The organism is Rhodovastum atsumiense (assembly GCF_937425535.1).
Taxonomy (GTDB): Bacteria; Pseudomonadota; Alphaproteobacteria; order Acetobacterales; family Acetobacteraceae; genus Rhodovastum; species Rhodovastum atsumiense.
Genome location: NZ_OW485601.1, coordinates 3,667,748 through 3,689,311, shown reverse-complemented (window position 1 = coordinate 3,689,311; position 21,564 = coordinate 3,667,748). Strand labels below are relative to the sequence as shown.

24 protein-coding genes are annotated in these 21,564 nt (G+C 69.9%); 14 read left to right on the top strand and 10 right to left on the bottom strand.

The features are described from left to right. Window positions 1-57: 57 nt before the first annotated feature. Entirely contained in the window at window positions 58-1,149 is a 1,092-nt protein-coding gene (locus tag NBY65_RS16775) for an acyltransferase family protein (RefSeq protein WP_162530825.1), read from the top strand. A gap of 146 nt (window positions 1,150-1,295) precedes the next feature. Here the strand turns inward: NBY65_RS16775 and NBY65_RS16770 are convergent, their stop codons facing one another. Next, window positions 1,296-2,510, bottom strand: coding sequence for an MFS transporter (locus NBY65_RS16770; protein ID WP_150044327.1), 1,215 nt, complete (start codon window positions 2,508-2,510; stop codon window positions 1,296-1,298). 136 nt (window positions 2,511-2,646) lie between these two features. Between NBY65_RS16770 and NBY65_RS16765 the strand changes: the two genes are divergently transcribed. Further along, on the top strand, window positions 2,647-3,213 hold the full coding sequence (locus tag NBY65_RS16765) for a TetR/AcrR family transcriptional regulator (protein ID WP_150044329.1): 567 nt from the start codon (window positions 2,647-2,649) through the stop codon (window positions 3,211-3,213). After that, window positions 3,210-3,791, top strand: a complete 582-nt coding sequence (locus NBY65_RS16760; RefSeq protein WP_150044330.1) for a class I SAM-dependent methyltransferase — start codon at window positions 3,210-3,212, stop codon at window positions 3,789-3,791. The genes NBY65_RS16765 and NBY65_RS16760 overlap by 4 nt, the downstream gene beginning before the upstream one ends. Here NBY65_RS16760 and NBY65_RS16755 read toward each other — a convergent pair. Together NBY65_RS16755 and NBY65_RS16750 are read right to left on the bottom strand one after the other, a co-directional pair. Continuing rightward, window positions 3,743-4,321, bottom strand: coding sequence for a DUF998 domain-containing protein (locus tag NBY65_RS16755; protein ID WP_150044332.1), 579 nt, complete (start codon window positions 4,319-4,321; stop codon window positions 3,743-3,745). The genes NBY65_RS16760 and NBY65_RS16755 overlap by 49 nt on opposite strands. Continuing rightward, window positions 4,318-5,256 (bottom strand): LysR family transcriptional regulator, encoded by a 939-nt coding sequence (locus tag NBY65_RS16750; protein ID WP_150044334.1) that lies wholly within the window; start codon window positions 5,254-5,256, stop codon window positions 4,318-4,320. Before NBY65_RS16750 ends, NBY65_RS16755 begins: the two co-directional genes overlap by 4 nt. 95 nt (window positions 5,257-5,351) lie before the next feature. Between NBY65_RS16750 and NBY65_RS16745 the strand changes: the two genes are divergently transcribed. Further along, on the top strand, window positions 5,352-6,230 hold the full coding sequence (locus NBY65_RS16745; RefSeq protein WP_150044336.1) for an aldo/keto reductase family oxidoreductase: 879 nt from the start codon (window positions 5,352-5,354) through the stop codon (window positions 6,228-6,230). Between the two features lie 27 nt (window positions 6,231-6,257). Here the strand turns inward: NBY65_RS16745 and NBY65_RS16740 are convergent, their stop codons facing one another. The 4 genes from NBY65_RS16740 to NBY65_RS16725 form a co-directional block, all read right to left on the bottom strand. Continuing rightward, window positions 6,258-7,229: a nitric oxide reductase activation protein NorD gene (locus tag NBY65_RS16740; RefSeq protein WP_239003083.1), complete on the bottom strand. Its 972-nt coding sequence runs from the start codon at window positions 7,227-7,229 to the stop codon at window positions 6,258-6,260. 59 nt (window positions 7,230-7,288) lie between these two features. Beyond that, window positions 7,289-7,504 (bottom strand): hypothetical protein, encoded by a 216-nt coding sequence (locus tag NBY65_RS16735; protein ID WP_203330693.1) that lies wholly within the window; start codon window positions 7,502-7,504, stop codon window positions 7,289-7,291. Window positions 7,505-7,588: 84 nt separating this feature from the next. Further along, window positions 7,589-7,948, bottom strand: a complete 360-nt coding sequence (locus tag NBY65_RS16730) for a ribulose bisphosphate carboxylase small subunit (protein WP_150044340.1) — start codon at window positions 7,946-7,948, stop codon at window positions 7,589-7,591. Window positions 7,949-7,992: 44 nt separating this feature from the next. Next, the gene (locus NBY65_RS16725; protein ID WP_203330691.1) at window positions 7,993-8,499 is read right to left on the bottom strand and encodes a RuBisCO large subunit C-terminal-like domain-containing protein; all 507 of its coding nucleotides are present in this window, start codon (window positions 8,497-8,499) and stop codon (window positions 7,993-7,995) included. Between the two features lie 130 nt (window positions 8,500-8,629). Between NBY65_RS16725 and NBY65_RS16720 the strand changes: the two genes are divergently transcribed. Next, the gene (locus NBY65_RS16720) at window positions 8,630-9,550 is read left to right on the top strand and encodes a LysR family transcriptional regulator (RefSeq protein WP_150044342.1); all 921 of its coding nucleotides are present in this window, start codon (window positions 8,630-8,632) and stop codon (window positions 9,548-9,550) included. A gap of 15 nt (window positions 9,551-9,565) precedes the next feature. Here NBY65_RS16720 and NBY65_RS16715 read toward each other — a convergent pair whose 3' ends face one another. From NBY65_RS16715 to NBY65_RS16705, 3 genes are all read right to left on the bottom strand, one after another. Then, window positions 9,566-10,327, bottom strand: a complete 762-nt coding sequence (locus NBY65_RS16715; protein ID WP_150044343.1) for an HAD-IA family hydrolase — start codon at window positions 10,325-10,327, stop codon at window positions 9,566-9,568. 95 nt (window positions 10,328-10,422) lie between these two features. Beyond that, window positions 10,423-11,088 (bottom strand): aspartate/glutamate racemase family protein, encoded by a 666-nt coding sequence (locus tag NBY65_RS16710; protein WP_150044345.1) that lies wholly within the window; start codon window positions 11,086-11,088, stop codon window positions 10,423-10,425. A gap of 67 nt (window positions 11,089-11,155) precedes the next feature. Continuing rightward, window positions 11,156-11,842: a glutathione S-transferase family protein gene (locus NBY65_RS16705; RefSeq protein WP_150044347.1), complete on the bottom strand. Its 687-nt coding sequence runs from the start codon at window positions 11,840-11,842 to the stop codon at window positions 11,156-11,158. Between the two features lie 184 nt (window positions 11,843-12,026). Here NBY65_RS16705 and NBY65_RS16700 point away from each other — a divergent pair, with 184 nt between their 5' ends. The 9 genes from NBY65_RS16700 to NBY65_RS16660 all read left to right on the top strand — a co-directional run bounded on the left by NBY65_RS16700 (window position 12,027) and on the right by NBY65_RS16660 (window position 21,539). Continuing rightward, window positions 12,027-13,397: a sugar porter family MFS transporter gene (locus NBY65_RS16700; RefSeq protein WP_150044349.1), complete on the top strand. Its 1,371-nt coding sequence runs from the start codon at window positions 12,027-12,029 to the stop codon at window positions 13,395-13,397. Window positions 13,398-13,491: 94 nt separating this feature from the next. Continuing rightward, complete coding sequence (gene araD, locus NBY65_RS16695) at window positions 13,492-15,228, top strand: L-arabinonate dehydratase (RefSeq protein ID WP_150044351.1); 1,737 nt, start codon at window positions 13,492-13,494, stop codon at window positions 15,226-15,228. 23 nt (window positions 15,229-15,251) lie between these two features. After that, window positions 15,252-16,067: an HpcH/HpaI aldolase family protein gene (locus NBY65_RS16690; RefSeq protein WP_150044353.1), complete on the top strand. Its 816-nt coding sequence runs from the start codon at window positions 15,252-15,254 to the stop codon at window positions 16,065-16,067. A 10-nt stretch (window positions 16,068-16,077) separates the two neighbouring features. Beyond that, a complete protein-coding gene (locus tag NBY65_RS16685; protein ID WP_150044355.1) occupies window positions 16,078-16,974 on the top strand; it encodes an aldose 1-epimerase in 897 nt (298 codons plus the stop codon). Beyond that, entirely contained in the window at window positions 16,971-17,852 is an 882-nt protein-coding gene (locus NBY65_RS16680) for an SMP-30/gluconolactonase/LRE family protein (protein ID WP_150044357.1), read from the top strand. The genes NBY65_RS16685 and NBY65_RS16680 overlap by 4 nt, the downstream gene beginning before the upstream one ends. Before the next feature lie 40 nt (window positions 17,853-17,892). Further along, entirely contained in the window at window positions 17,893-18,759 is an 867-nt protein-coding gene (locus NBY65_RS16675) for an NAD(P)-dependent oxidoreductase (RefSeq protein WP_150044359.1), read from the top strand. Between the two features lie 27 nt (window positions 18,760-18,786). Continuing rightward, on the top strand, window positions 18,787-19,572 hold the full coding sequence (locus NBY65_RS16670) for an SDR family NAD(P)-dependent oxidoreductase (protein ID WP_150044361.1): 786 nt from the start codon (window positions 18,787-18,789) through the stop codon (window positions 19,570-19,572). Window positions 19,573-19,638: 66 nt separating this feature from the next. Beyond that, the gene (locus NBY65_RS16665) at window positions 19,639-20,412 is read left to right on the top strand and encodes a sulfite exporter TauE/SafE family protein (protein WP_150044363.1); all 774 of its coding nucleotides are present in this window, start codon (window positions 19,639-19,641) and stop codon (window positions 20,410-20,412) included. Between the two features lie 80 nt (window positions 20,413-20,492). Next, window positions 20,493-21,539, top strand: coding sequence for a LacI family DNA-binding transcriptional regulator (locus tag NBY65_RS16660; protein WP_150044365.1), 1,047 nt, complete (start codon window positions 20,493-20,495; stop codon window positions 21,537-21,539). Window positions 21,540-21,564 lie beyond the last annotated feature (25 nt).

Genomic DNA, 21,564 nt, shown 5'->3' with positions numbered 1-21,564 from the left:
GACATTTACTTCAGCAGATCCAACAGCACATTCACACCGCCCCAGCAGGTTGCATGCATGACACAGCATCGATACGCCTACCTGGACGGTATTCGCGGGCTTGCGGCCATATTCGTTCTGACACGCCATATTCCCTTTTTGAATTTTAACTTTTATCGAAGCTATCTTGCGGTTGATCTGTTTTTCATTCTCAGCGGCTTCGTGCTTGCGCATGCCTATGACCGGAAACTTCGGGAAGGCATGATGTCAGCCAGGCGTTTCATGCTGATACGCGCCATCAGGCTCTATCCGGTTTTCCTGCTTTCCGCCTTATTGAGCATCGTTGCAGCATTTGCCGGCGCGTTTTCGAAGCACCTGGACAGTTTCAGCCATCTGGCGGACCTCTCATTCGCCGCACTTGCCACCATCATGTTGCTTCCATGGCCAGCATCGGGCAACCCGAGCCTGTTTCCGATCAACGGTGTGTACTGGTCATTGTTCTTTGAAGTATTGGCAAATTTCCTTTACGCCCGCTGCAGGTTCCTGCTCACGGGCGCCGTCCTGGCGGGGGTGGCCTTCCTTGCCGCAACCGGGATCGTTGTCCTGGCCTGTTGCCATGGCAACCTCGACGCGGGATTCCTGTGGACATGGCAGGATGCCGGCGCAGGCATGCTGCGGTCCATCTTCGGCATCTCCATGGGCCTGCTGCTCTACCGACAGGCCCCATCCCTCTCGCGTTGCTTCGGACGGGTGTCACCGTGGCTGATTTTCCCCATCGTCGGGATCATCCTGGCATCCCCGGCCAGTCCCCACCTGAACTGGCTGATCGACGTCATCTGCGTCTGCCTGATCTTCCCGGCCTGCGTCCTGATCGGGGCACGGCGCCCCACCAGCACCGGGGAGACAATCCTCCTTGCCCTCGGGTCCGCGAGTTACCCGATCTACGTGCTGCACGTGCCCATAGCAAAGATGATGTCCCCGGTGTGGGAAAGCGTTGATGCCTTCGCGCCTTACGGCGGCATCCTGTTCATCGTTCTTCTGGTGATGCTTTCGGTGGGCCTGGAAAGAATCTACGATGTTCCGGTCCGCCGCTATCTGCTGGGGCGTTTGCGGAAATCGCGGCCGGCCGACGCGGCGCAGGGGGGATTCCTGACCCCTGCCGGTGGATAAGCCGCAGTGGCGGGGCGTTGCCCATCGGCTCGCTTCGCGACCCAAGCCCACCAGGACTTCGCCCCATGGAATCCATTCTGTGCCGCGCAGCGCGAATGGGCCTGGACCGCGACGTGGACCAAGAGGGGCCCCTGCCCCCTGCCAGGTCAAGGATGGAGCTCTTGCCCTCCTCGTCCATCGAGCACCACCAGCGCCAGCCCCATCCCTGCCAGGCTCAGCAGCACAGCCGTGTAGATATCGGTGGCCACCACCAGCCCGAGCCACCGCCCCAGCATCCCGGCAGCAATCGCCGGAGCCCCCAAGGCGACATAGCCCTGGATGTAGTAGGCTGACACCAGCCCGGCCCGTTCCTCCGCGCCGGCGAGCGGCAGCAAGGCCCGCAGGATGCCGAGGAAGCTGGCGCCCCAACCCAGCCCGGCGAGCAGCGCCCCGGCCAGGAAAAGCGGCAGCGCCGCCAGGTGCACGCCGCCGGCCAGAACCGCCACCCCCGCCAGCAGCAGGATCGCGCCCGACAGCAGCGCCGTCCGGGCCGGACGATGGCGCAGCGCCAGGATCGACAGCGCGCCGGCGCCGGTGAAGGTCGCCACCACCGCCCCGCCGGCCAGCGACGCCGCCGCTCCGGTGGCCTCGCGCACCAGCGAGGGCGCCAGTGACATGAAGAAGCCGCCCAGCGCCCAGATGGCGACGTTCAACGGCGAAAGGCGCAGGAACGCGGCGCGGGCCTGCGGCGGCACGGCGACGCACGGGCGCAGCGACGCCCAGGCACCCGGGCGCGGGGCCGTCATCTCCGGCAGCAGCCAGAGCGCCGCCGCCTGCACGACGAACAGCCCGGCCAGCAGGATGTAGACCAGGTGCAGCGGCCAGGGCGCCAGCTCGGCCAGGGCGCTGGTGCCCAGGGCGCCGAGCGCCATGCCAACCGGCGTGACCAGGCTGTTGATCAGCGGCCCGTGCCGGCGGGCGCTGTCGAGCAGCGCCGCGGCCAGGGCGCTGGTGGCGGCGCCGGTGGCGAGCCCCTGCACGATCCGCGCGGCGATCAGCATGGACGGCGACTCCGCCGCCACGAACAACCCCATGCCGAGGATTTCCAGCAGCAGGGCGGCGAAGATCACCGGCCGCCGGCCGACATGGTCGGAGAGCGACCCGGCCGTGAGCAGCACCGCCAGCAGGCTGAGCGCATAGACCGCGAACACCACGGTCAGCATCGCCGGCGAGAACCCCCAGCTCTGCTGGTAAAGGCGATAAAGCGGGGTCGGCGCGGCCGCCGCCGCCATCAGCGTCACCAGCGTGGCGGCGAGGAACGGCGCGGCGGCACGGCCCGGCGGCGCGACGGCGCCTGCCGTCGCAGATGAGGCGATGGACATGGGGGGCTCCAGGGCTTAAAGCGAATAATTGGCTTTTGCCCGACCTAGCCGATTGTCGGAGCAAAAGCAAATTTTTTGCGTTAGCGGTCATTCCCTGGCCGCGACGGCGCCTGAGCGGAAAGGAACGCGCGGCACGATGGTGGTGAAGGATGGCATCCGGCCCGGCGGGCGCAGCGCGCGCGTGCAGGCGGCGGTGCATGCGGCGACCCGCGAGCTGCTGGCACGGATGGACCGGGCCGAGCTGACCATCCCGATGATCGCGGCGGCGGCCGGGGTGACGCCCTCGACGATTTACCGGCGCTGGCACGACCTGCCGTCGCTGCTGGCCGATGTCGCGGTGGCGCGGCTGCGCCCCGATGCCGAGCCGGCCCGCACCGGCACATTGCGCGGCGACCTGGATGCCTGGCTGGAGCAGTATGTCGACGAGATCTGCTCGGCGCCGGGACGGGCGATGACCGCCGACGCGTTGGCCTGCGACCCGCGCGACCGCAATGCCGGCAGTTGCGCCGCCTATATCCGCCAGCAACTGGAAGCGATCGTGGGGCGGGCCGCCGAACGGGGCGAGCCGGTCCCCGGGCTCGACGCGCTGATGGACCACGTGGTCGCGCCGGTGGTCTACCGGATCGTCTTCGGCCACGAGACGGTCGCGCCGGCCTTCTGGCGCGGCCTGCTCGACCGGGTGCTGGCGGAGACGAAGCGATGAGCGATCCCTCGCTGGATTTCTACGACCGCCATGCCACCACCTACGTGGAGCAGGGCGACGTCAATCCGCGGCTGGCGGCGTTCCTGGCGCTGCTGCCCGCCGGCGGGCGCATCCTGGAACTGGGATCGGGCAGCGGCCGGGACGCGCTGGCAATGCTGCAGGCCGGGTTCGCGGTGGAGCCGACCGACGGCTCGGCCGCCCTGGCGCGGCAGGCAGAGGCCCGGCTCGGGCGGACGGTGCGACTGATGGCCTTCGACCAGTTGGAGGCCGAGCAGGACTTCGACGGGATCTATGCCTCCGCTTCCCTGCTGCACGCGCGGCGGGCGGCGCTGCCCGGCATCATCAGCCGCCTGCACCGGGCGCTGAAGCCGGGCGGGTACGCCTGGGCCAGCTTCAAGGACGGCACGCAGGAAGGCCATGACGGGTTCGGCCGCTACTACAACTACCTCGATCGCGCGGCGCTGGCAGCGATGTGGTCGGGCGGCGCGCCATGGTCGAGCCTGGCGTTCGAGAGCTGGGACGGCTTGGGCTATGACCGCCTGCCGACGCGCTGGCACGCGGTGATCGCGCGGCGCTGAGCACCGCACAGCCAGGCGATCGCGGCAAACATCACCGCGCCGGGCAGCAAGGGCGGCGCCGCCCCTGCCACCAACCCGATGATGAGGAAGAAGCCGGCGACCAGCGCCAGGGCGGCCGCACGGTCGACGGACCGCCACAGCGCCGCCGCACCGAAAAGCGGCGTCAGGACCGCCGCCGTGGTCAGGCCAAATCCATGATGCAGCGGGCTGGGAAGCGGAAACAGCCCCGCCATGGCAAGGGCGATGGAAGCGAGCAACACGCTGGCCCCGGCCCCGATGCGCCACGGCGCGCCGCGGCCGGGGATCCCGGGCGACATCAGGCCCAGGCCGGCGAGCAGCCCGGCCATCGCCGTGGCAAGCATGCCGGCATTGTAGACGAGCGGATACGCCACGCCCGCGCTTCCGAGTTCGCTCGGCGCCCGGTGCAGCAGGTCGAAACCCGGGTTGAGGATGCGGGCGATGAAGAGCGTCAGCGCATACAGCACGGGCATGGCGACGCCACAGGCAAGCAGGCGGCACGTTCGCCTCATCGGTCATCCTCCAGGCCGCGACCGGACATTGGCGGCGCGGCCGATGCCTTGATGAAGTCGATGAAGGCCCGCAGCGGCGCGGGCACCAGGCGCCGTCCCGGGTAATAGAGGAACGGCCCCGGGAAGCGCAGCCACCAGGGCTCCAGGACGGGTTCCAGGGCGCCGCTGTCGAGGTGCGGGCGCAGCCATTCCTCGAACAGGGTGACGATGCCGCTGCCGGCGACCGCAGCATCGACCAGCAGGTCGGTGGCCCCGCCGATCTGCACCAGCAGCGGCCCGGTCGGATCGACCCGCACCACTTCGCCCTCGCGTTCGAATTCCCAGGACATCATTGCCCCGCTGGGGAAGCGGCCGCGCAGGCAGGCATGGCCGAGCAGGTCACGCGGATGCGCCGGACGGCCGCGGCGATCGAGATAGGCGGGTGCCGCGGCGGTGGCGAAGCGCTGGATGCGGGGGCCGATCGGCACGGCGATCATGTCCTGCTCCAGCCGCTCGTCGTAGCGGATGCCGGCATCGCAGCCGGCGGCGAGCACGTCGACGAAGCTTTCCTCGGCGATCACCTCCAGCCGGATGTCGGGATAGGCGGCGAGAAACCCCGGCACGATCGCCGGCAGCACCAGCCGGGCCGCACTGACCGGCACGTTGAGCCGCAACACCCCCGCCGGCCGGTCGCGGAACCCGTTGGCCACGTCGAGCGCCGCCTCCATCTCGGCCAAAGCCGGACCGAGCCGTTCCAGCAGGCGCTTGCCCGCTTCCGTGAGGACCACGCTGCGCGTCGTGCGGTGCAGCAGGCGCACGCCGAGCCGCGCCTCCAGCCGGCGCACCGCCTCGCTGAGCCCCGACGCGCTGACGCCGGTCACGCGCGCGCCGTCGCGGAAGCCCCGGGCGCGCGCCACCGCGACGAAGGCGGCCAGGTCGCCGAGTTCCCCCTTCACTGTTCGTCCTTCCGCACAGCCCGTGCGGATTATGCCCGGTTATCGCGCGCCGCGGAAACACCCAGCTCCGTGCCGACATCAAAGGGAGATCGGTCATGTCCAGCATCAACCAGTCCGGCAGCTTCCGCCTGGGCAGGCAGAACGTGAAGCGGCTCGGCTACGGGGCCATGCAGCTCGCGGGCCCGGGGGTGTTCGGCCCGCCGCGGGACCCGGCAACCTGCCTCGCGGTGCTGCGCGAGGCGGTCGCGTCCGGGGTGAACCACATCGACACCAGCGATTTCTATGGCCCGCACGTCACCAACAAGCTGATCCGCGAGGCGCTCGCGCCCTATCCCGACGATCTGGTCATCGTCACCAAGATCGGCGCGCGACGCGGCGCGGACGGGTCATGGCTGCCGGCCTTCTCCGCCGCGGAGCTGACCGGGGCGGTGCACGACAACCTGCGCCATCTCGGCCGCGACGTGCTGGACGTGGTCAACCTGCGGATCATGTTCGACACGCACGACCCCGCCGAAGGGTCGATCGAGGCGCCGCTCACCGTGCTGGCGGAGCTGCAACGGCAGGGGCTGGTGCGCCATGTCGGGCTGAGCAACGTCACCGCCACGCAGGTCGCGGAAGGGCGGCGGATCACGGAAATCGTCTGCGTGCAGAACCACTACAACCTCGTGCACCGCGCCGACGACGCCCTGATCGACGCGCTGGCCCGCGACGGCATCGCCTATGTGCCGTTCTTTCCGCTCGGCGGCTTCAGCCCGCTGCAATCCGCCACTCTCGCCGCCGTCGCCGAACGGCTCGGGGCCACGCCGATGCAGGTCGCGCTCGCATGGTTGCTGCGGCGCGCGCCCAATATCCTGCTGATCCCCGGCACGGCGTCGCTCGCGCATCTGCGGGAGAATCTCGCCGCCGCTGACTGCAGCCTGCCGGAAGCGGCGATTCGCGCGCTGGACGAAGCGGCGGGACGGCGCCCCGCCTGATGAGGCCGGCGTGCAGACCTTGCCGGATCAGCGTGTCAGCTTCGCGAACAAGGTCGGCAGCCGCTCCGGCAGGCGGCGGACATGGTCGATCACGGCATAGCCGCCGGCGCCGAAGATGCGCTCGACATACCGGTCGGCCAGCGGATCGAGGCTGAGGCAATAGCTGCGGATGCCGGCGGCGCGGAGTTCCTCGACCGCCGTGCGGGCGTCCATGCGCAGATGCTGCGGGTCGCGCTCGTCCACGTCGGCGGGGGCGCCATCGGTCACCACCAGCAGCAGGCGGTGCCCCTCGGGGCGGCGGGCGAGCTGCCGGCCGGCGTGCCGGATCGCCGTGCCCATGCGCGTGGACAGCCCCCCGCTCATCCCGGCGAGCCGGGCCTTCACGGGGGCGTCGAAGCGTTCGGCGAAATCCTTGAAGCGGACGTAGCGGACGTCGTGCCGGCCGTCGGAGGCGAAGCCGTGCACGGCGAAGGGATCGCCGATGCCGCTGAGCGCGGTGGCAAGCAGGGCGGTGGCCGCGCGGGTGAGATCCAGCACGGACCCGGACGTGCCGCGCACCGCCTCGTTGGTCGATTCCGAGAGATCGAGCAGGATCAGGTCAGCGAGATCGCGCCGGTGGATGACGGTGCGCATGGTGATGCGCGCATCCGGCTGGCGTCCGAGCCGCAGCATCACCATGGCATCCACCGCGGCGGTCAGATTGAGATCCTCGCCATCCTCCAGCCGCCGCATCCGGGTGATGCCCTGCGGCCGCAGCCGGTCAATGATCCGCCGGATGCGCTGGCCAACCGCCGCGTGGGCGGCAAGCAGCGCATCGATGCTGCCGGCATCGCCGCGGGCCGGTGCGTGCTCACGCAGCATCGCCCAGTTCGGACGATAGGACTGCACCTTGTGGCCCCATTCCCGGTAATGCACCGGGGCCGACACGGCGCGCACGCCCGCGCGCTGGTTGAACGAGATGCCATCGTCCTCGTAGGGAAACAGCTCGGTGCCGAGCACCCAGATTTCCTGCGCGTCCTCGCCGGCGTTCTCGACATCGGTCTCGTTGATGAACTCTATCAGGCCGACCCGGCGGCGCAGCTGCGCCTGACCGGGCGGCCGAGCTTCCAGGCCATGTACTCGACGAAGCGCGACTTGCCGCAGCCGGTCGGGCCCTTGAGCATCATCGGCATGCGCACCGCGTAGGCGGCGGTGTAAAGCTCGATCTCGCTGCCGACCGGGCGGTAGTAGGGCTGCGCGGAGACAGTGTACCCGGTGTTGTCGACGTCGTTCATGATGCGGACTCTCCGGAAATGGACAGGCAGCCGGCGGCCATCCGGCCCGGGGGACGATCCTGCCTGCCCGCGTACCGAGCTGACCTAGGCGCGGATGGGGGCGCGATGCACCACCATGCTGGTGCCCTGGGACTGGGCGATGTTGTCGTAGCCGATCAGCCGGAGGTGATGGCCCGGATTGGCCGCGCGGCACGCCTCGATTTCGCCGAGGATCCGATCGACATCGGTCTCGCCGAACATCGGCAGTTTCCACATGTACCGGTAATGGCCGGTGGCATGTGCCGGGTCGGTGTGCTCGATCGCGGGCGTCCAGCCGCGGCCGACGATGTAGGCGACCTGCCGGCGCAGCTGCGCGGCATCGAGCGGCGGCAGGTAGGAGAAGGTGCCCAGCCTGCGGCTGTTCGGGTCGGACAGGCGCGACGGATAGTCCTTCATCGGGATCATGATTCGTCCTCGTGTTTCTTGCGATGGTCGGTCCGGCTGGCCGCTCAGCGATGCGGCGCATCCAGCTTGTCGACGACGTCGAACTCGAAGCGGATTTCCCGCCACGTCTCCATCGCCATCTTCAGCTCGGGGCTTGCCTGCGCGGCGGCGGTGAGGATGTCCTTGCCCTCGCGTTCGACGTCGCGCCCTTCGTTGCGGGCTCGCACGCAGGCTTCCAGCGCGCTGCGGTTCGCCGCGGCGCCGGCGGCATTGCCCCATGGATGGCCGAGCGTGCCGCCGCCGAACTGCAGCACCGCGTCGTCGCCGAAGATCGCAAGCAGGGCCGGCATGTGCCAGACATGGATGCCGCCCAAAGCGACTGGCATCAACCGGGGCCATGTGGCCCCAGGGCTGGTCGAAGAACAGCCCGCGGCGGCGGCTTCCTCGCGGGGAACGCCTGGCTGCGGCACCACCTTGAAGCAGGCAAGGACGTCACTGTCCTTCGGCGTGTAGTGCGGATCCCAATAGGTCTCGCGGTATTCCCGCACACCCGCCTGATAGATCTTGCGCATGGCATTGCCCTCCCGAGCCCCACCCCACCGGCCCGATGCCGGCGAGGCAGGCGCAGGGCAGGAAGGCCCGTGCATTAGCTGAAATTAATAGTTTCAATTGTAACGATAGACAAAAGCTTATGGACCTGCCGTGCACCTGACGCTGCAACAACTCCGACTGTTCGAGGCGGTGGCACGCCATCGCCATTTCACCCGCGCCGCCGAGGAGCTTCACCTCACGCAGCAGGCGGTTTCGATCCAGCTCCGGCGGCTGGAGGAGAACGCCGGCGCCAAGCTGTTCGAGCATATCGGGCGGCGTTTCTTCCTCACGCCGGCGGGGCACGAGATGCATGCCGCCTGCGCCGATATCCTCGCCCGGCTGCAGGCGCTGGAGGAATCGCTCGACGCGCTGGGCGACACCATGAAGGGGCCGCTGCGCCTGTCCGTGGTGACCACCGCCAAGTATTTCATTCCGCACCTGCTGGGCGCGTTCATCGCCGGGCATCAGGCGGTGGTGCCGCGGCTGATCGTGACCAACCGCGCCCGCGTGGTCGAACGGCTCGCCGACAACCAGGACGACTTCGTCATCATGGGGCAGGTGCCGACCCATCTTGCGATCGAGACATGCCCGTTCCTGGAAAACCGGCTTGTCGTTGCCGCCCATCCGGATCATCCGCTGGCCGGCATGCCGGCGATCCCGCCGGCACTGATCGCCGGCGAACGCTGGCTGGTGCGCGAGGCCGGTTCGGGAACCCGCACGGCCTTCGACCAGCACATGGCCGGGCAAGGCGTGGCCATCGCCCCCTACATGGAACTCGGCAGCACGGAGGCGATCAAGCAGGCGGTGATCGCGGGGCTCGGCCTGTCGGTGCTGCCGCTCGCCAGCATGGAACTGGAGCTGTCCTGCGGCTGCCTCGTGGTGCTGGATGTCGATGGCTTCTCCTTGTGCCGGCGGTGGAACGCCGTGTGGCTGAAGGGCAAGACCTTGCCGCGGGTGGCGCGGGCGTTCCTCGGTTTCCTCCAGGGCGTTGCCGCGGGCCGGTCCGCCGGGCCGACCGCGCGCCGCGACTGACCCCGGGGCGCCGCGTCAAGGGGAGCGGCGACCCTCCACGGCGGCGCTCCAGCGCGCCAGGGTGTCGATCGTCACCATGCCGTCCCCGGCGCCCGCCCCGGCCAGGTGACGATACGGGGCCTGCGGATCGCCAAGATCGCTCACCACGGCGAGCGCGCCAGTGAAGTCGTCCTCATCGGTATATAGGCTGGGGGTGACGACGGTGGGAATGCCGGCCGCGCGCGCGGCCGCAAGCCCGATGGTGGAATCCTCGAAGGCGATGCAGGCGGACGCCGGAATCGCCAGTCGCCGCAGCACATGGGCGTAGATGTCGGGGGCCGGCTTCTTGGCCGGAACGACATCGCCCGCCCCGATCACCGCGAAGGCCCCGGGCCCCGCCTCGCCCAGCGTCGCGCGCAACAGCGCCTCGACATTCGGCAGGCTGGTGGTGGTGGCAATGGCGACCGGAACGCCGGCCTGCCGTGCCTCGGCCAGCAGGCGGGCGATGCCGGGGCGCAACGTCACCGCGCCGGCGGCAATCATCTGCGTGTAGCGGGCGGTCTTCGCCGCATGCAGGGCGGGGATGTCCACCTCCCCGGCGCGCTCCGGCGCCTGCGCCGCCACGAAAGCGGCAAGCCGCTCCTTGCCGCCGGCGACCGCGAGCAACCGCCGATAGAGCGCGCGGTCCCAGTGCCAGGGCAATCCCGCCGCGGCGAAGGTCTGGTTGAATGCCTGACGGTGCAATTCCTCGGTTTCGGCAAGCGTGCCGTCAACATCGAAGATCAGCGCGGGCGGCATGGTTTCCTCCGGATCGAACGCTCTTTACGTGGGACGTACCAGCACCCGGACAATTGGCCCAATGCATCCCCCGTGTGCATGCCGAACGATCAGCGTCATTCCCTCCCGCCGCTGCCCGGATCCGACGCCGCGGCCGCGGCGACAAGGCCGACCAGCGGGCTGTTGAGCGGCCGCTGCCCCACGGGAAGCAGGTCGCTCGCCCCCGCCATGGACGCCTGCGCCAGGGCAACGCAGGTGGCCCCGGCCCGCAGCGCCTCGCCGGCGGCCCGCGCGATCATCTCCAGGTAGCGATCCCGCTGCCCGGCCTTGAACGCGTCCCAGGCATCCGGAACCACCTGCACGACCACCCTGGCCCCGGTGGCCCGGGCGGCCGTCTCGAACAGGCGCCGCGTCGGCTCCACCGTCGTCTCGACGGCGCAGAGCACCACCACCGTCCCGCCCTGCCGGACGGCCTCGGCCGCCAGCGCCGCATCGACGCGCAGGACCGGAACCAGGGCCCCCTCCGCGGCCATCGCGGCCGCCGGCCCCAGCGTCGAGCAGGTCAGCAGCACCGCGTCCGCCCCGGCGCACAGCGCCCGCAAGGCATCGGCGGCCCGGGCGGCGATGTCGGGCGTGAGCCCGCCTGCCCGCTCCGCATCGGCGAGCAGGTCGGCCCGCACCACGTGGTGCAGCTCCACCCCCACCAGCCCCGAGGCCCGCAAGGCTGCGTCGAACACCGGAACATTGCTCTCGATGGTATGGAGGCAGGCGATGCGGGGCACGGGAGGACTCCTTGCGGGACAGGCAGGGCACTCTTCCACGACACCAGGGCATCCGCCAGCCGGACGGCTAGCGGGCGCGATGGTCCTCGATAACCGTGCCGCAGCCAGCGAGTTCGGCCTCGTGCCCCGGCTCGCGCGCCGTTTCCGCCAGCGCCGCCGCCTCCCATTCACGCATCGCCGGATGCGCCAACATGCGGTCCACCCAGACGCGCCCGGCCTCGCCCACCTCCAGGCCGTAGGTGCGCACCCGGAACACCACCGGCGCATAGAACGCATCCGCCGCAGTGAAGTCCGCCCCCGCCAGGAACGGGCCGCCGAAGCGCGCCAGCCCTTCGGCCCAGAGTTCATCCAGCCGCGCCACGTCGCGCAGCAGCGCGGGGCCGAACGGATGGGGCCGCACGCGCACGCCCACGTTCATCGTGCACCGGGACCGCAGCGCGCCGAAGCCGCCATGCATCTCCGCCACCGCCGCCTGCGCCCAGGCTCGTGCATCCGCGTCGCCGGGCCACACGCCGGCATGGCGTTCCGCCAGGTATAGCGTGATGCCGAGCGAATCCCAGATGGTGCGTTCACCGTCCAGCAGCACCGGCACCTGCCCGGTCGGGGAAAAGCGCCGGAACGCCGTGAAATTATCGGCGGGAAGGAACGGTTCGACGCGATCCTCGAACGGGATGCCAAGCGTGTGCATCAACACCCAGGGCCGCAGTGACCAGGATGAATAATTCCGATTGGCGGTGATCAGCGTATAGCCCATGGCACGCTCCTGGAAACCGGGACTTTGCATATCGTGGCTGCCACCGCTGCCGCCACCCCCACGCCACCAGGAGGTGAAAAACCTTCCCAGAAGCTTGCTTGACAGCGCCAATCGTAGCGCTACGATCCGCCCCGTCAGCAGCGACCTGCCGGCACCCACGCCAACGGCCCCATAAGGAAACGCCATGGCACCCTCCCTCGCGCCCGCCGCCCCGCGCTCCTGGCGAGCCTGGCTCGCCACCAGCCTCGGCGCCCTCGGCTTCCTGTTGTTCGGCTACGACACCGGGGTCATTGCCGGCGCGCTGCTGTTCATCCGCGGTGAATTCGCGCTCTCGCCGACGCTGGAAGGGCTGGTGGTCAGCGTGCTGCTGTGCGGCGCCGCGATCGGCGGCCTGGTGTCCGGGCGGCTGGTGGAACGCCACGGCCATCGCCGGCTGCTGATGGGCACCGGCATTCTGTTCACGCTCGGCGCGGCCATCGCCGCGCTGGCGCCGTCGGTGGGGGCGCTGGTGCTGGCGCGCCTCGTGCTGGGGCTTGCCGTCGGCGCCGCCTCGGCGCAGGCGATGCTCTACATCAGCGAAACCGCGCCCACCGAGCATCGCGGCGCCTTCGCCGCCCTGGCGCCGCTGATGTGCACCACCGGCATCCTCGTGTCCTATCTCGTCGGCTGGTGTTTGGCCGAAAGCGGTGACTGGCGCATGATGTTCGCGGTCGCCATCGTCCCGTCGCTGCTGCTGGTGGCGGGCATGGCCTTCGCCCCGGATTCACCGCGCTGGCTGGCGCATCACGGCCGCATCGACGCGGCACGGGCGGTGCTGCGCGGCACCCTGCCCGAGGCCGAGGTGGAGCCCGAGCTGCGCCGCATCCTCACCGTCACCGCCGCCCCGGCGGTCAGCTTCACCACGATGCTGCGCGAGCCGGTGCTGCGCCATGCGCTGCTGCTCGCCTGCGGGCTGGCGCTGCTGCAGCAGGTGATCGGCATCAACACGATCGTCTATTACGCGCCCACGATCTTTCGCAACCTCGGCTTCCGGCCGAGCGACGCCATCCTCACCACCAGCTTCCTGCAGGCGCTGGCGATCCTCTCGACCATCGTGGCCGCGCGCATCGTCGACCGGGCCGGGCGGCGGCCGCTGCTGATGGCCGGCGCGGTGGCCATGGCGATCAGCCTCGCCGCGATCGGCACGGTCATGTCCACGCCGCTGGCGCAGACCCTGGCCGGCCATGTCGCGGCGGTGGCGGCGGTGGCGCTGTTCAAGATGGCGTTCTCCTTCAGCTGGGGCCCGCTGGTGTGGGTGACCATGCCGGAGGTGCTGCCTCACCGCGCCCGCGGCACCGGCATGGGCGTGGCCACGCTGACCAACTGGATGGCCAACCTGGTCGTCTCCTTCTCCTTCCCGATCCTGCTGGCGAGCGGGGCGATGGCGGTGTTCGGCGTGTTCGTCGGCAGCTGCCTGCTGGCCTTCCTGTTCGCCGCCTTCGTGCTGCCCGAAACCGCGCGGGTCAGCCTGGAGGCGATCGAGCAGCGCAGCCCCTCCCCGGCCCCCTCTCACTGACCCCCTGTCCTTGCCTTCCTTCCCACCCGGTTTCGCGCCTCAGAATCGTAGCGCTACGATGATCCGCCGCCGGGCCGACGTCACGGAGCCCCAGATGACCGAGCACCGCCCCACCCCGCCTCTGCGCAGCCAGCGCTGGTACGAGCCCGATACCATCCGCGCCTTCGCCCACCGCCAGCGCACCCAGCAGATGGGCCTCCGCCGCGAGGATTTCCTCGGCAAGCCGGTGATCGGCATCATCAACACCTGGAGCGAAATGAGCGCCTGCCACATCCATCTGCGCGACCGCGCGGAGACGGTGAAGCGGGCGGTGTGGGCGGCCGGCGGCTACCCGGTGGAACTGCCGGCGCTGTCGGTCGGCGAGGTCATGGTCAAGCCGACCACCATGCTCTACCGCAACTTCCTGGCGATGGAGACCGAGGAACTGCTGCGCTCGCATCCGATCGACGGCGCGGTGCTGCTCGGCGGCTGCGACAAATCCACGCCGGCGCTGCTGATGGGCGGGCTCAGCATGGACATCCCCATGCTGTTCATGCCGGCCGGGCCGATGTCGAACGGCCAGTGGCGCGGCCAGAAAAGCGGCGCCGGCACCCACACCAAGAAATACTGGGACCAACTGCGCGTCGGCGCCATCACCCGGCATGACTGGGTGGAGCTGGAAGGCGCGATGACGCGGTCCATCGGCACCTGCAACACCATGGGCACCGCCTCGACCATGACGCTGATCGCCGAGGCGATCGGCTTCACCCTGCCCGGCGCCGCGTCCATCCCCGCCGCGGATTCGGGGCATGTGCGCATGGCCGCCGCCTGCGGCGACCGCATCGTCGCGATGGTGCGCGAAGACCTGCGCCCGTCACGCTGGCTGACCCGGCGGCATTTCGACAACGGCATCGCCACCTACATGGCGCTCGGCGGCTCGACCAACGCGGCGATCCACCTGATCGCCATGGCCCGCCGGGCCGGCATCAGCCTCACGCTTGACGACATGGCGGCGATGGCCCGGCGCATCCCGGTGCTGGTCAACCTGTTCCCGTCCGGCAACGCGCTGATGGAGGACTTCTTCTTCGCCGGCGGCCTGCCGGCGCTGCACGCGAAGATGCGCGACTTCCTTGATCTGGACTGTGCCGGCATCGCCGGCGTGCCGCTGCGCGAGATCATCGCCGAGGCCGCCTGCCACGACGACGACGTGATCCGCAACCTCGCCAACCCGGTGACGCCGCTCGATCGCGGCGTCACGCTCGCGGTGCTGCGCGGCAATCTCTGCCCCGACGGGGCGGTGATGAAATCGAGCGCCGCCGATCCACGCCTCGCCCGCCATGTCGGCCCGGCGCTGGTGTTCGAAGGGCCGGAGGACATGGCCGCGCGCATCGACGACCCGGCCCTGGAGGTCACCGCCGACACCGTGCTGGTGCTGCGCAACGGCGGTCCGGTGGGCGGCCCGGGGATGCCCGAATGGGGCAACCTGCCGATCCCGAAGAAGCTGCTGACGCAGGGGGTGAAGGACATGATCCGCATCTCCGATGCGCGCATGAGCGGCACCCATTACGGGTCCTGCATCCTGCACGTCGCGCCCGAGGCGGCGGTGGGCGGCCCGCTGGCGCTGCTGCGCACCGGCGACCGCGTCGCCCTCGACGTGCCGGAAGGCCGGCTCGACATGCAGGTGCCGGAAGATGAACTGGCGCGCCGCCGCGCCGCCTTCGTGCCCACCCACCGCAACTACACGCGGTCCCTGGTGGCGCTGCACCAGCGCCACGTCACCCAGGCGCATGAAGGCTGCGACTACGACTTCCTGCAGGACGCCACCCCGGTGCCCGAACCCGGCATTTTCTGAAGCCCCCAAACAGGATTTTCGCCATGGACGTCCCCACCAACCAGTTCAAGCAATGGCTGAGCCAGCGCCGGCAGCCGGCGCCGCTCGGCACCTGGATGATGACCGGCAGCGCCGCCGTCGCCGAGGCGCTCGGCTATGTCGGCTTCGACTACCTCGTGCTCGACACCGAGCACGTGCCGGTGGACCAGCTCGATGTCGGCCATATCCTGCGCGCCCTCGCCGGCACGCCGACACGCGAGGTGCTGCTGCGCCTGCCCTGGAACGATGCCGTCGCGGTCAAGCGCGCGCTCGATGCCGGGGCGCAGTCGCTGATGTTCCCCTTCATCCAGACCGCCGAGGAAGCCCGTCGCGCCGTCGCCGCCGCGCGCTATCCGCAGGATGGCAATGGCGGCACCCGTGGCGTGGCGGCGGTGCACCGCGCCAGCCGCTACGGCGCCATCGGCGACTACCTGCGCCAGGCCAATGCCCAGACCTGCGTCGTGCTGCAACTGGAAACCCCCGAGGCGGTGGCGCGCATGCCGGAGATCGCCGCGGTGGACGGCGTCGATGCCATCTTCATCGGCCCGGCCGATCTCTCGGCCAACATGGGCCATCTCGGCGGCATCACCCATCCCGAGGTGCAGGCGGCCTTGCGCCAGGCGGTGCAAAGCTGCACCGCGCTCGGCAAGCCCTGCGGCATCGTCGGCGGCAATCCCGATCTGGTCGGCACCTATCTCGAATGGGGCTATGCCTTCGTCGCCATCGCCTCCGACATGAGCATGCTGCTCGCCCGCGCCCGCGAGCAGATCGCCGCGGTGCGCGGCCGCAAGCTCGCCATCGCCGGCGGCGCGGGCTACTGAGGCGGGCGGGATGCAACCGGTCGAACGCCACGCCCTCGCCCGCGGCCGGATGCGGGTCGAGCTCGCCCCGCGGACCGGCGGGGCGCTGGCCGCCGTCGAATACGGCGGCATCCCGCTGCTGCGGCCGTGGAACGGCGAGCCCAGCGTGCGGCGGATGGCGGTCTATCCGCTGCTGCCCTATTCCAACCGCATCGCCGAGGGGCGGTTCCGCTTCGCCGGAACCGAGCACGTGCTGCGGCGGAATTTCGGTGACCATCCGCATCCGCTGCACGGGCTGGGCTGGCAGCGTGAATGGGCGTTCGTCCCGCGCGGCACGCACGCGGCAAGCATGACGCTGGGCCACCGCCCCGACGGCGAGGCCGCCGCCGACTGGCCCTTCGCCTTTGACGCCGAGCAGACGGTGGAGCTGACGGACCGGACGGTGACGCTGACACTGGCCTTCCGCAACGCCGATACCCGTCCCGCCCCGGTCGGGCTCGGCTGGCATCCGTTCTTCCCGCGCCATGACGGCGCCGTGCTGCGCTTCCACGCCGACGCCGTATGGCGCAACGACGCCCGCATGCTGCCGGTGGAGCGCGGGACGGTGCCGCCGGCCTGGGATTTCAGCGCCGGGCGGCCCGTCGAGAATCCGGGCCTCGACAATTGCTTCGCCGGCTTCACCGGCACCGCCACCCTTTCCTGGCCGGCGCGGCGGCTTGCCGTCACCATGACGGCGGATGCGACGCTCGGCCATCTGGTGGTGATGACCCCGCCGCCGCCGGCCGATTTCTTCGCGGTGGAGCCGGTGATGAATGCCAACGATGCCATCAACCGGCCGGATCCGGCCGCGCACGGGCTGCGCGTGCTGGCGCCCGGCGAAAGCTTGCGCGTGCGCATGACACTCACCGTGGGGGAAACCAACCCATGAAGCTGTATCCAGGGGCCGTTTCGGTGCTCGACGTGCAGGCCACGCTCGGCGAGTGCCCGGTGTGGTCGGCCCGCGAGAACGTGCTCTATTTCGCCGACATCCTCGCCCCGGCGATCCACCGCTTCGATCCGGCGAGCGGCGCGCACAGCGTGCTGCCGATGCCCGAGCATACCGGCTGCTTCGGCCTGCGGGCCGGCGGGGGATTCGTCGCCGCCATGCGCAGCGGCGTGTTCCTGCTGGATGCCGCCGGGCGGGTGGAACGCAAGGTCGGCGACAACCCGACCGACCCGGCGCAGAGCCGCTTCAACGACGGACGGGTCGATCCCTGGGGTCGGTTCTGGTGCGGCACCATCTGGCAGCCGCGCGACCGCCCGGCCGGGGTGCTGTGCCGGCTGGATCCGGACCTGTCGTTCCGCGTCGTCGCCGGCGACGTGCTGGTCTCCAACGGCCTGGCCTTCGCGCCGGGGCGCGACCGCATGTACCACAGCGACACCCCCAACCACGTGCTCTACGCCTATCCGCTCGACCCCACGACCGGCGAGCCGGGATCCCGGGCGATGCTGAAGCGCTTCCCGCAGGGCCAGGGCCGCCCCGACGGCGCCGCGGTGGACAGCGAAGGCTGCTACTGGTCGGCGCTGTTCGATGGCGGGCGCGTGGTGCGGCTCTCGCCCGCGGGCGAGCTGCTGGCCGAGATCCCGCTGCCGGTGCGCTGGCCGACCATGGTTGCCTTCGGCGGCCCCGACCTGAAGACCCTGTTCATCACCAGTTCGCGCGAGAACCGCAGCGAAGCCGAACTCGCGCAATACCCGCAATCGGGCAACCTGTTCGCGGTCACGGTCGATGTCGCCGGCCGCGTCGAGCCCTGCTTCGCGGGCTGACCGCCCGCACCCCCTTTCAGAGAACGCCAGGAGAGACAGCATGAAGATCGGATTCATCGGACTCGGGCTGATGGGAGAGGCGATGAGCCGGAACCTCGTCGCCAAGAGCGGACACACGGTGCAGGTGTTCGACGTGGACCGCGCCAAGGTCGATCACCTCGTCGCCCATGGCGCCGAGGCGGCCGGCTCGGTGCGGGAGGTCGGCGCAGCCTGCGACGTGGTGTTCTCGATGGTGCCGAAATCCGAGCATGTCGAGGCGGTCTATGCGGACTTGCTGACGGTGGCGCGTGCCGGGCAGGTGCTGGTCGATATCAGCACCATCGCGCCCGACGTCTCCGCCGCCCTTGCCGCCCGCGTCGCCGCCACCGGGGCGGTGATGCTGGACGCGCCGGTGGTGAAGTCGCGTCCCGCCGCGATAGCGGGCACGCTCGGCTTCTACGTCGGCGGCGATGCCGGTGCCTTCGCGCAAGTGCGCCCGCTGCTGGAATGCATGGGTAGCAAGATCATCCATCTCGGCGCCAACGGCACCGGGCTGGTGATGAAGCTGTGCCACAACGTGCTGGTGGCCGAGATCCAGAACGGGGTGAACGAGATCCTCACCGTGGCGCAGCATTTCGGCATCCCGCTCGACAGCTTCGCCGAGGCGGTCAGCTATGGCGGCGCCACCAATTTCTACCTGACCAGCAAGCTGGACACCCTGCGCCGCGAGGATTTCACCCCGGCCTTCTCGGCCGAGAACATGCACAAGGACATCGGCTATTTCCGCCAGATGACCGGCCCGGCCGGGCTGAAGCTGCCCGGCGTCGAGGCCGCCGCCGCAGTCTATGCCCATGCCATGGCAACCGGCCTCGGCGGGCAGGATTTCTCGGTCACCCGCAAGGCGGTCGAGGACATGAGCCGCGGCTGACGCAACACGGACACGAAGCCCAGAGACATGAAAACCTACGAATCCGCCATCTACCGCTCGCTCGCGGGCAAGGTGGTGTTCATCACCGGCGGCGGCTCCGGCATCGGCGCTGCCTATGTGGAAGCCTTCGCCACCCAGGGCGCGCGGGTCGCCTTCGCCGATTTCGACGAAACCGCCTCTCGCCAGTTGCTGGCCCAGGACGGGCTGGGCGAGGTGGATTTCCAGGTCTGCGATGTGCGCGACATCACCATGCTGCGCAAGGCGATCGCCAGCGTCGAGGAGCGCTTCGGCCGCATCGACGTGCTGATCAACAACGCCGCCCGCGACGACCGCCACGCCATCGCCGACGTGACCCCGGAATACTGGGACGAGCGCCACGCCACCAACCTGCGCCACCAGTTCTTCGCCACCCAGGCGGTGGCGCCCGGCATGGCGCAGCGCGGCGGCGGCTGCATCATCAACATGAGCTCGATCGGCTGGCTGCGCGGCCGGCCGGGGCTGATCTGCTATTCCACCGCCAAGGCGGCGATCTACGGCATGACCCGCAGCCTCGCGCGCGAACTCGGCGACAAGGGCATCCGCGTCAACAGCCTCATGCCCGGCGCCATCCGCACCGCCCGCCAGGACGCGATGTGGGCGTCCAACCCGCAGGGCTTCGAGGCCGCCAACAAAGAGTTCCTCGACCTGCAGATGCTGAAGTTCCGGCTCGACGCATCCGACTGCGCGCGCATGGCGCTGTTCCTCGCCTCCGACGAGGCCCGCGGCTGCACCGGGCAGAATTTCATCGTGGACGCCGGGCTTTCCATCCTCTGACCCCCCGGCTGCCGGACGGGGACAGGCAGGTGCCGTCCCCGCCCCTTCCCAAGGACCACTCCCACCATGGACCTCCTCCAGGTATTCCTGCCTGACGGATCGCTGCTGGCCACCTCGTCGCTGCTGACGGTGGTCAGCCTGATGTTCCTGTATACCTTCGTCGGCATCGTCGCGGGCTTCGGCGGCGCGCTGACCACCATGCCCTTCATCACCATGCTGATCCCGGTGAAGATGGCGGCGCCGATCAGCGTCACCGTCGGTACCGCGACCGCGCTCTATGCGGTGGTGATGGACCGCAAGGCGGTGGACTGGAAATCGGCGATCACGCTGATCATCTCCTCCTTCGTCGGCGTGCCCTTCGGCCTCTACGTGCTGAAATACGCGCCCGACTACTACATGAAGGGCGGGCTCGGTGCCTTCCTGGTGATCTATGCGCTGTACGGCCTGCTGGCGCCGAAGCTGCCGAAATTCGACCGCGCCTGGCTGCCCTACCCGATGGGCTTCCTCGCCGGCGGGCTCGGCGCCGCCTTCTCCACCAACGGGCCGCCGGTGGTGATCTACGGCGTGCTGCGCGACCTGGCTCCCTCGGCCTTCCGCGGCACGCTGAACGCCTTCTTCGCCGCCAACAACGTCGCCATCGTCTTCGGCATGGTGACCGGCGGCATCATGACCACGAACGTCCTCAAGATCGTCATCCTGGCGGTGCCGGTCATGGTGGTGGGCTGGCTGGTGGGCAACTTCATCCACAAGCGCATCCCCAAGGAACGGTTCCAGAAGCTGGTCTACGCATTGCTGGTGCTTTCGGGCATCATGCTGCTGAAGGGCGCGCTGGGGCTCTGAGCGGCGGCAGGCGGGATCACGCGATCCCGCCCCCCTGCCACCCCGGCCTCCCGGCCAGGACGACCACCACGGGGCGAGAGATGGACGAGAGGAGCAACGGGACGCGGCGGCGCCGCAAGATGCAGCGGGTGACGATGACGGAAGTCGCCGCCAGCGCCGGCGTCTCTCCCTCCACCGTGTCGCTTTATCTGCGCAAGCCGACGCTGGTCTCGCCCAGCGTCGGCGAGACCATCGGGCGGGCGATCGAACGGCTCGGCTACGTGCCGAACCTGGTCGCGGGCGGACTGGCCGCCGCCGGCTCGCGCGTGGTCAGCGTGATCGTTCCCTCGGTGCGCAACGCCTTCTTCGCCGATACCGTGGCGGCGTTGCAGGAAACGCTGGCCCCCTCGGGGCTGCAGGTCATGCTCGGCCACACCGATTACGGCTTCGACCGCGAGGAGACGCTGGTTCGCACCGCCCTGTCCTGGGCCCCGGCAGCCATCGTCATCGTCGGGCTGGAGCATGGGCGCGGCACCCGCGGCCTGCTGATGGGCGCCGCCGCGCCGGTGTTCGAGATCTGGGAATGCGGCCAGCACCCGATCGACACCGCCGTCGGTTTCCAGCACCGCGAGGTAGGCCGCGCCGCCGCCACCCACCTGCTCGCGCGCGGGCGGCGCCATCTGGCCTTCCTTGGTGCCCGGATGGCCGACGACTACCGCGCCCAGTACCGCGCCGACGGCTTCGCGCGCCGGGTGACGGAGCAGGGAGCGCCGGCCCCGCTGGTGCTCGATGCCCCGGACGGCGCCAGCGTGGCGCTCGGCGCCCGGCTGCTGGGCCAGGCCCTGGCAGAGCGGCGGCGGATCGACGGCATCGCCTGCTCCAACGACCTGATCGCGCTCGGCGCCCTGTTCGAATGCCAGCGCCGCGGCATCGCCGTGCCGCAGGCGATCGGCATCGTCGGCTTCGGCGCCCTGGAGTTCACCGGCTCCTGCGTGCCGCCGCTGACGACGATCGACCCGTTCGGCAGCCGCATCGGCACCATGGTCGGGCAACGCATCCTCGCCCGGCTGCAGGAACGCTCCCCCTCCCCACCGCAGCCCGAAACGATCGATACCGGCTTCGAGCTGGTGGTGCGCGACAGCACCTGATCCGATACCGGCCGCATGCGTGAAC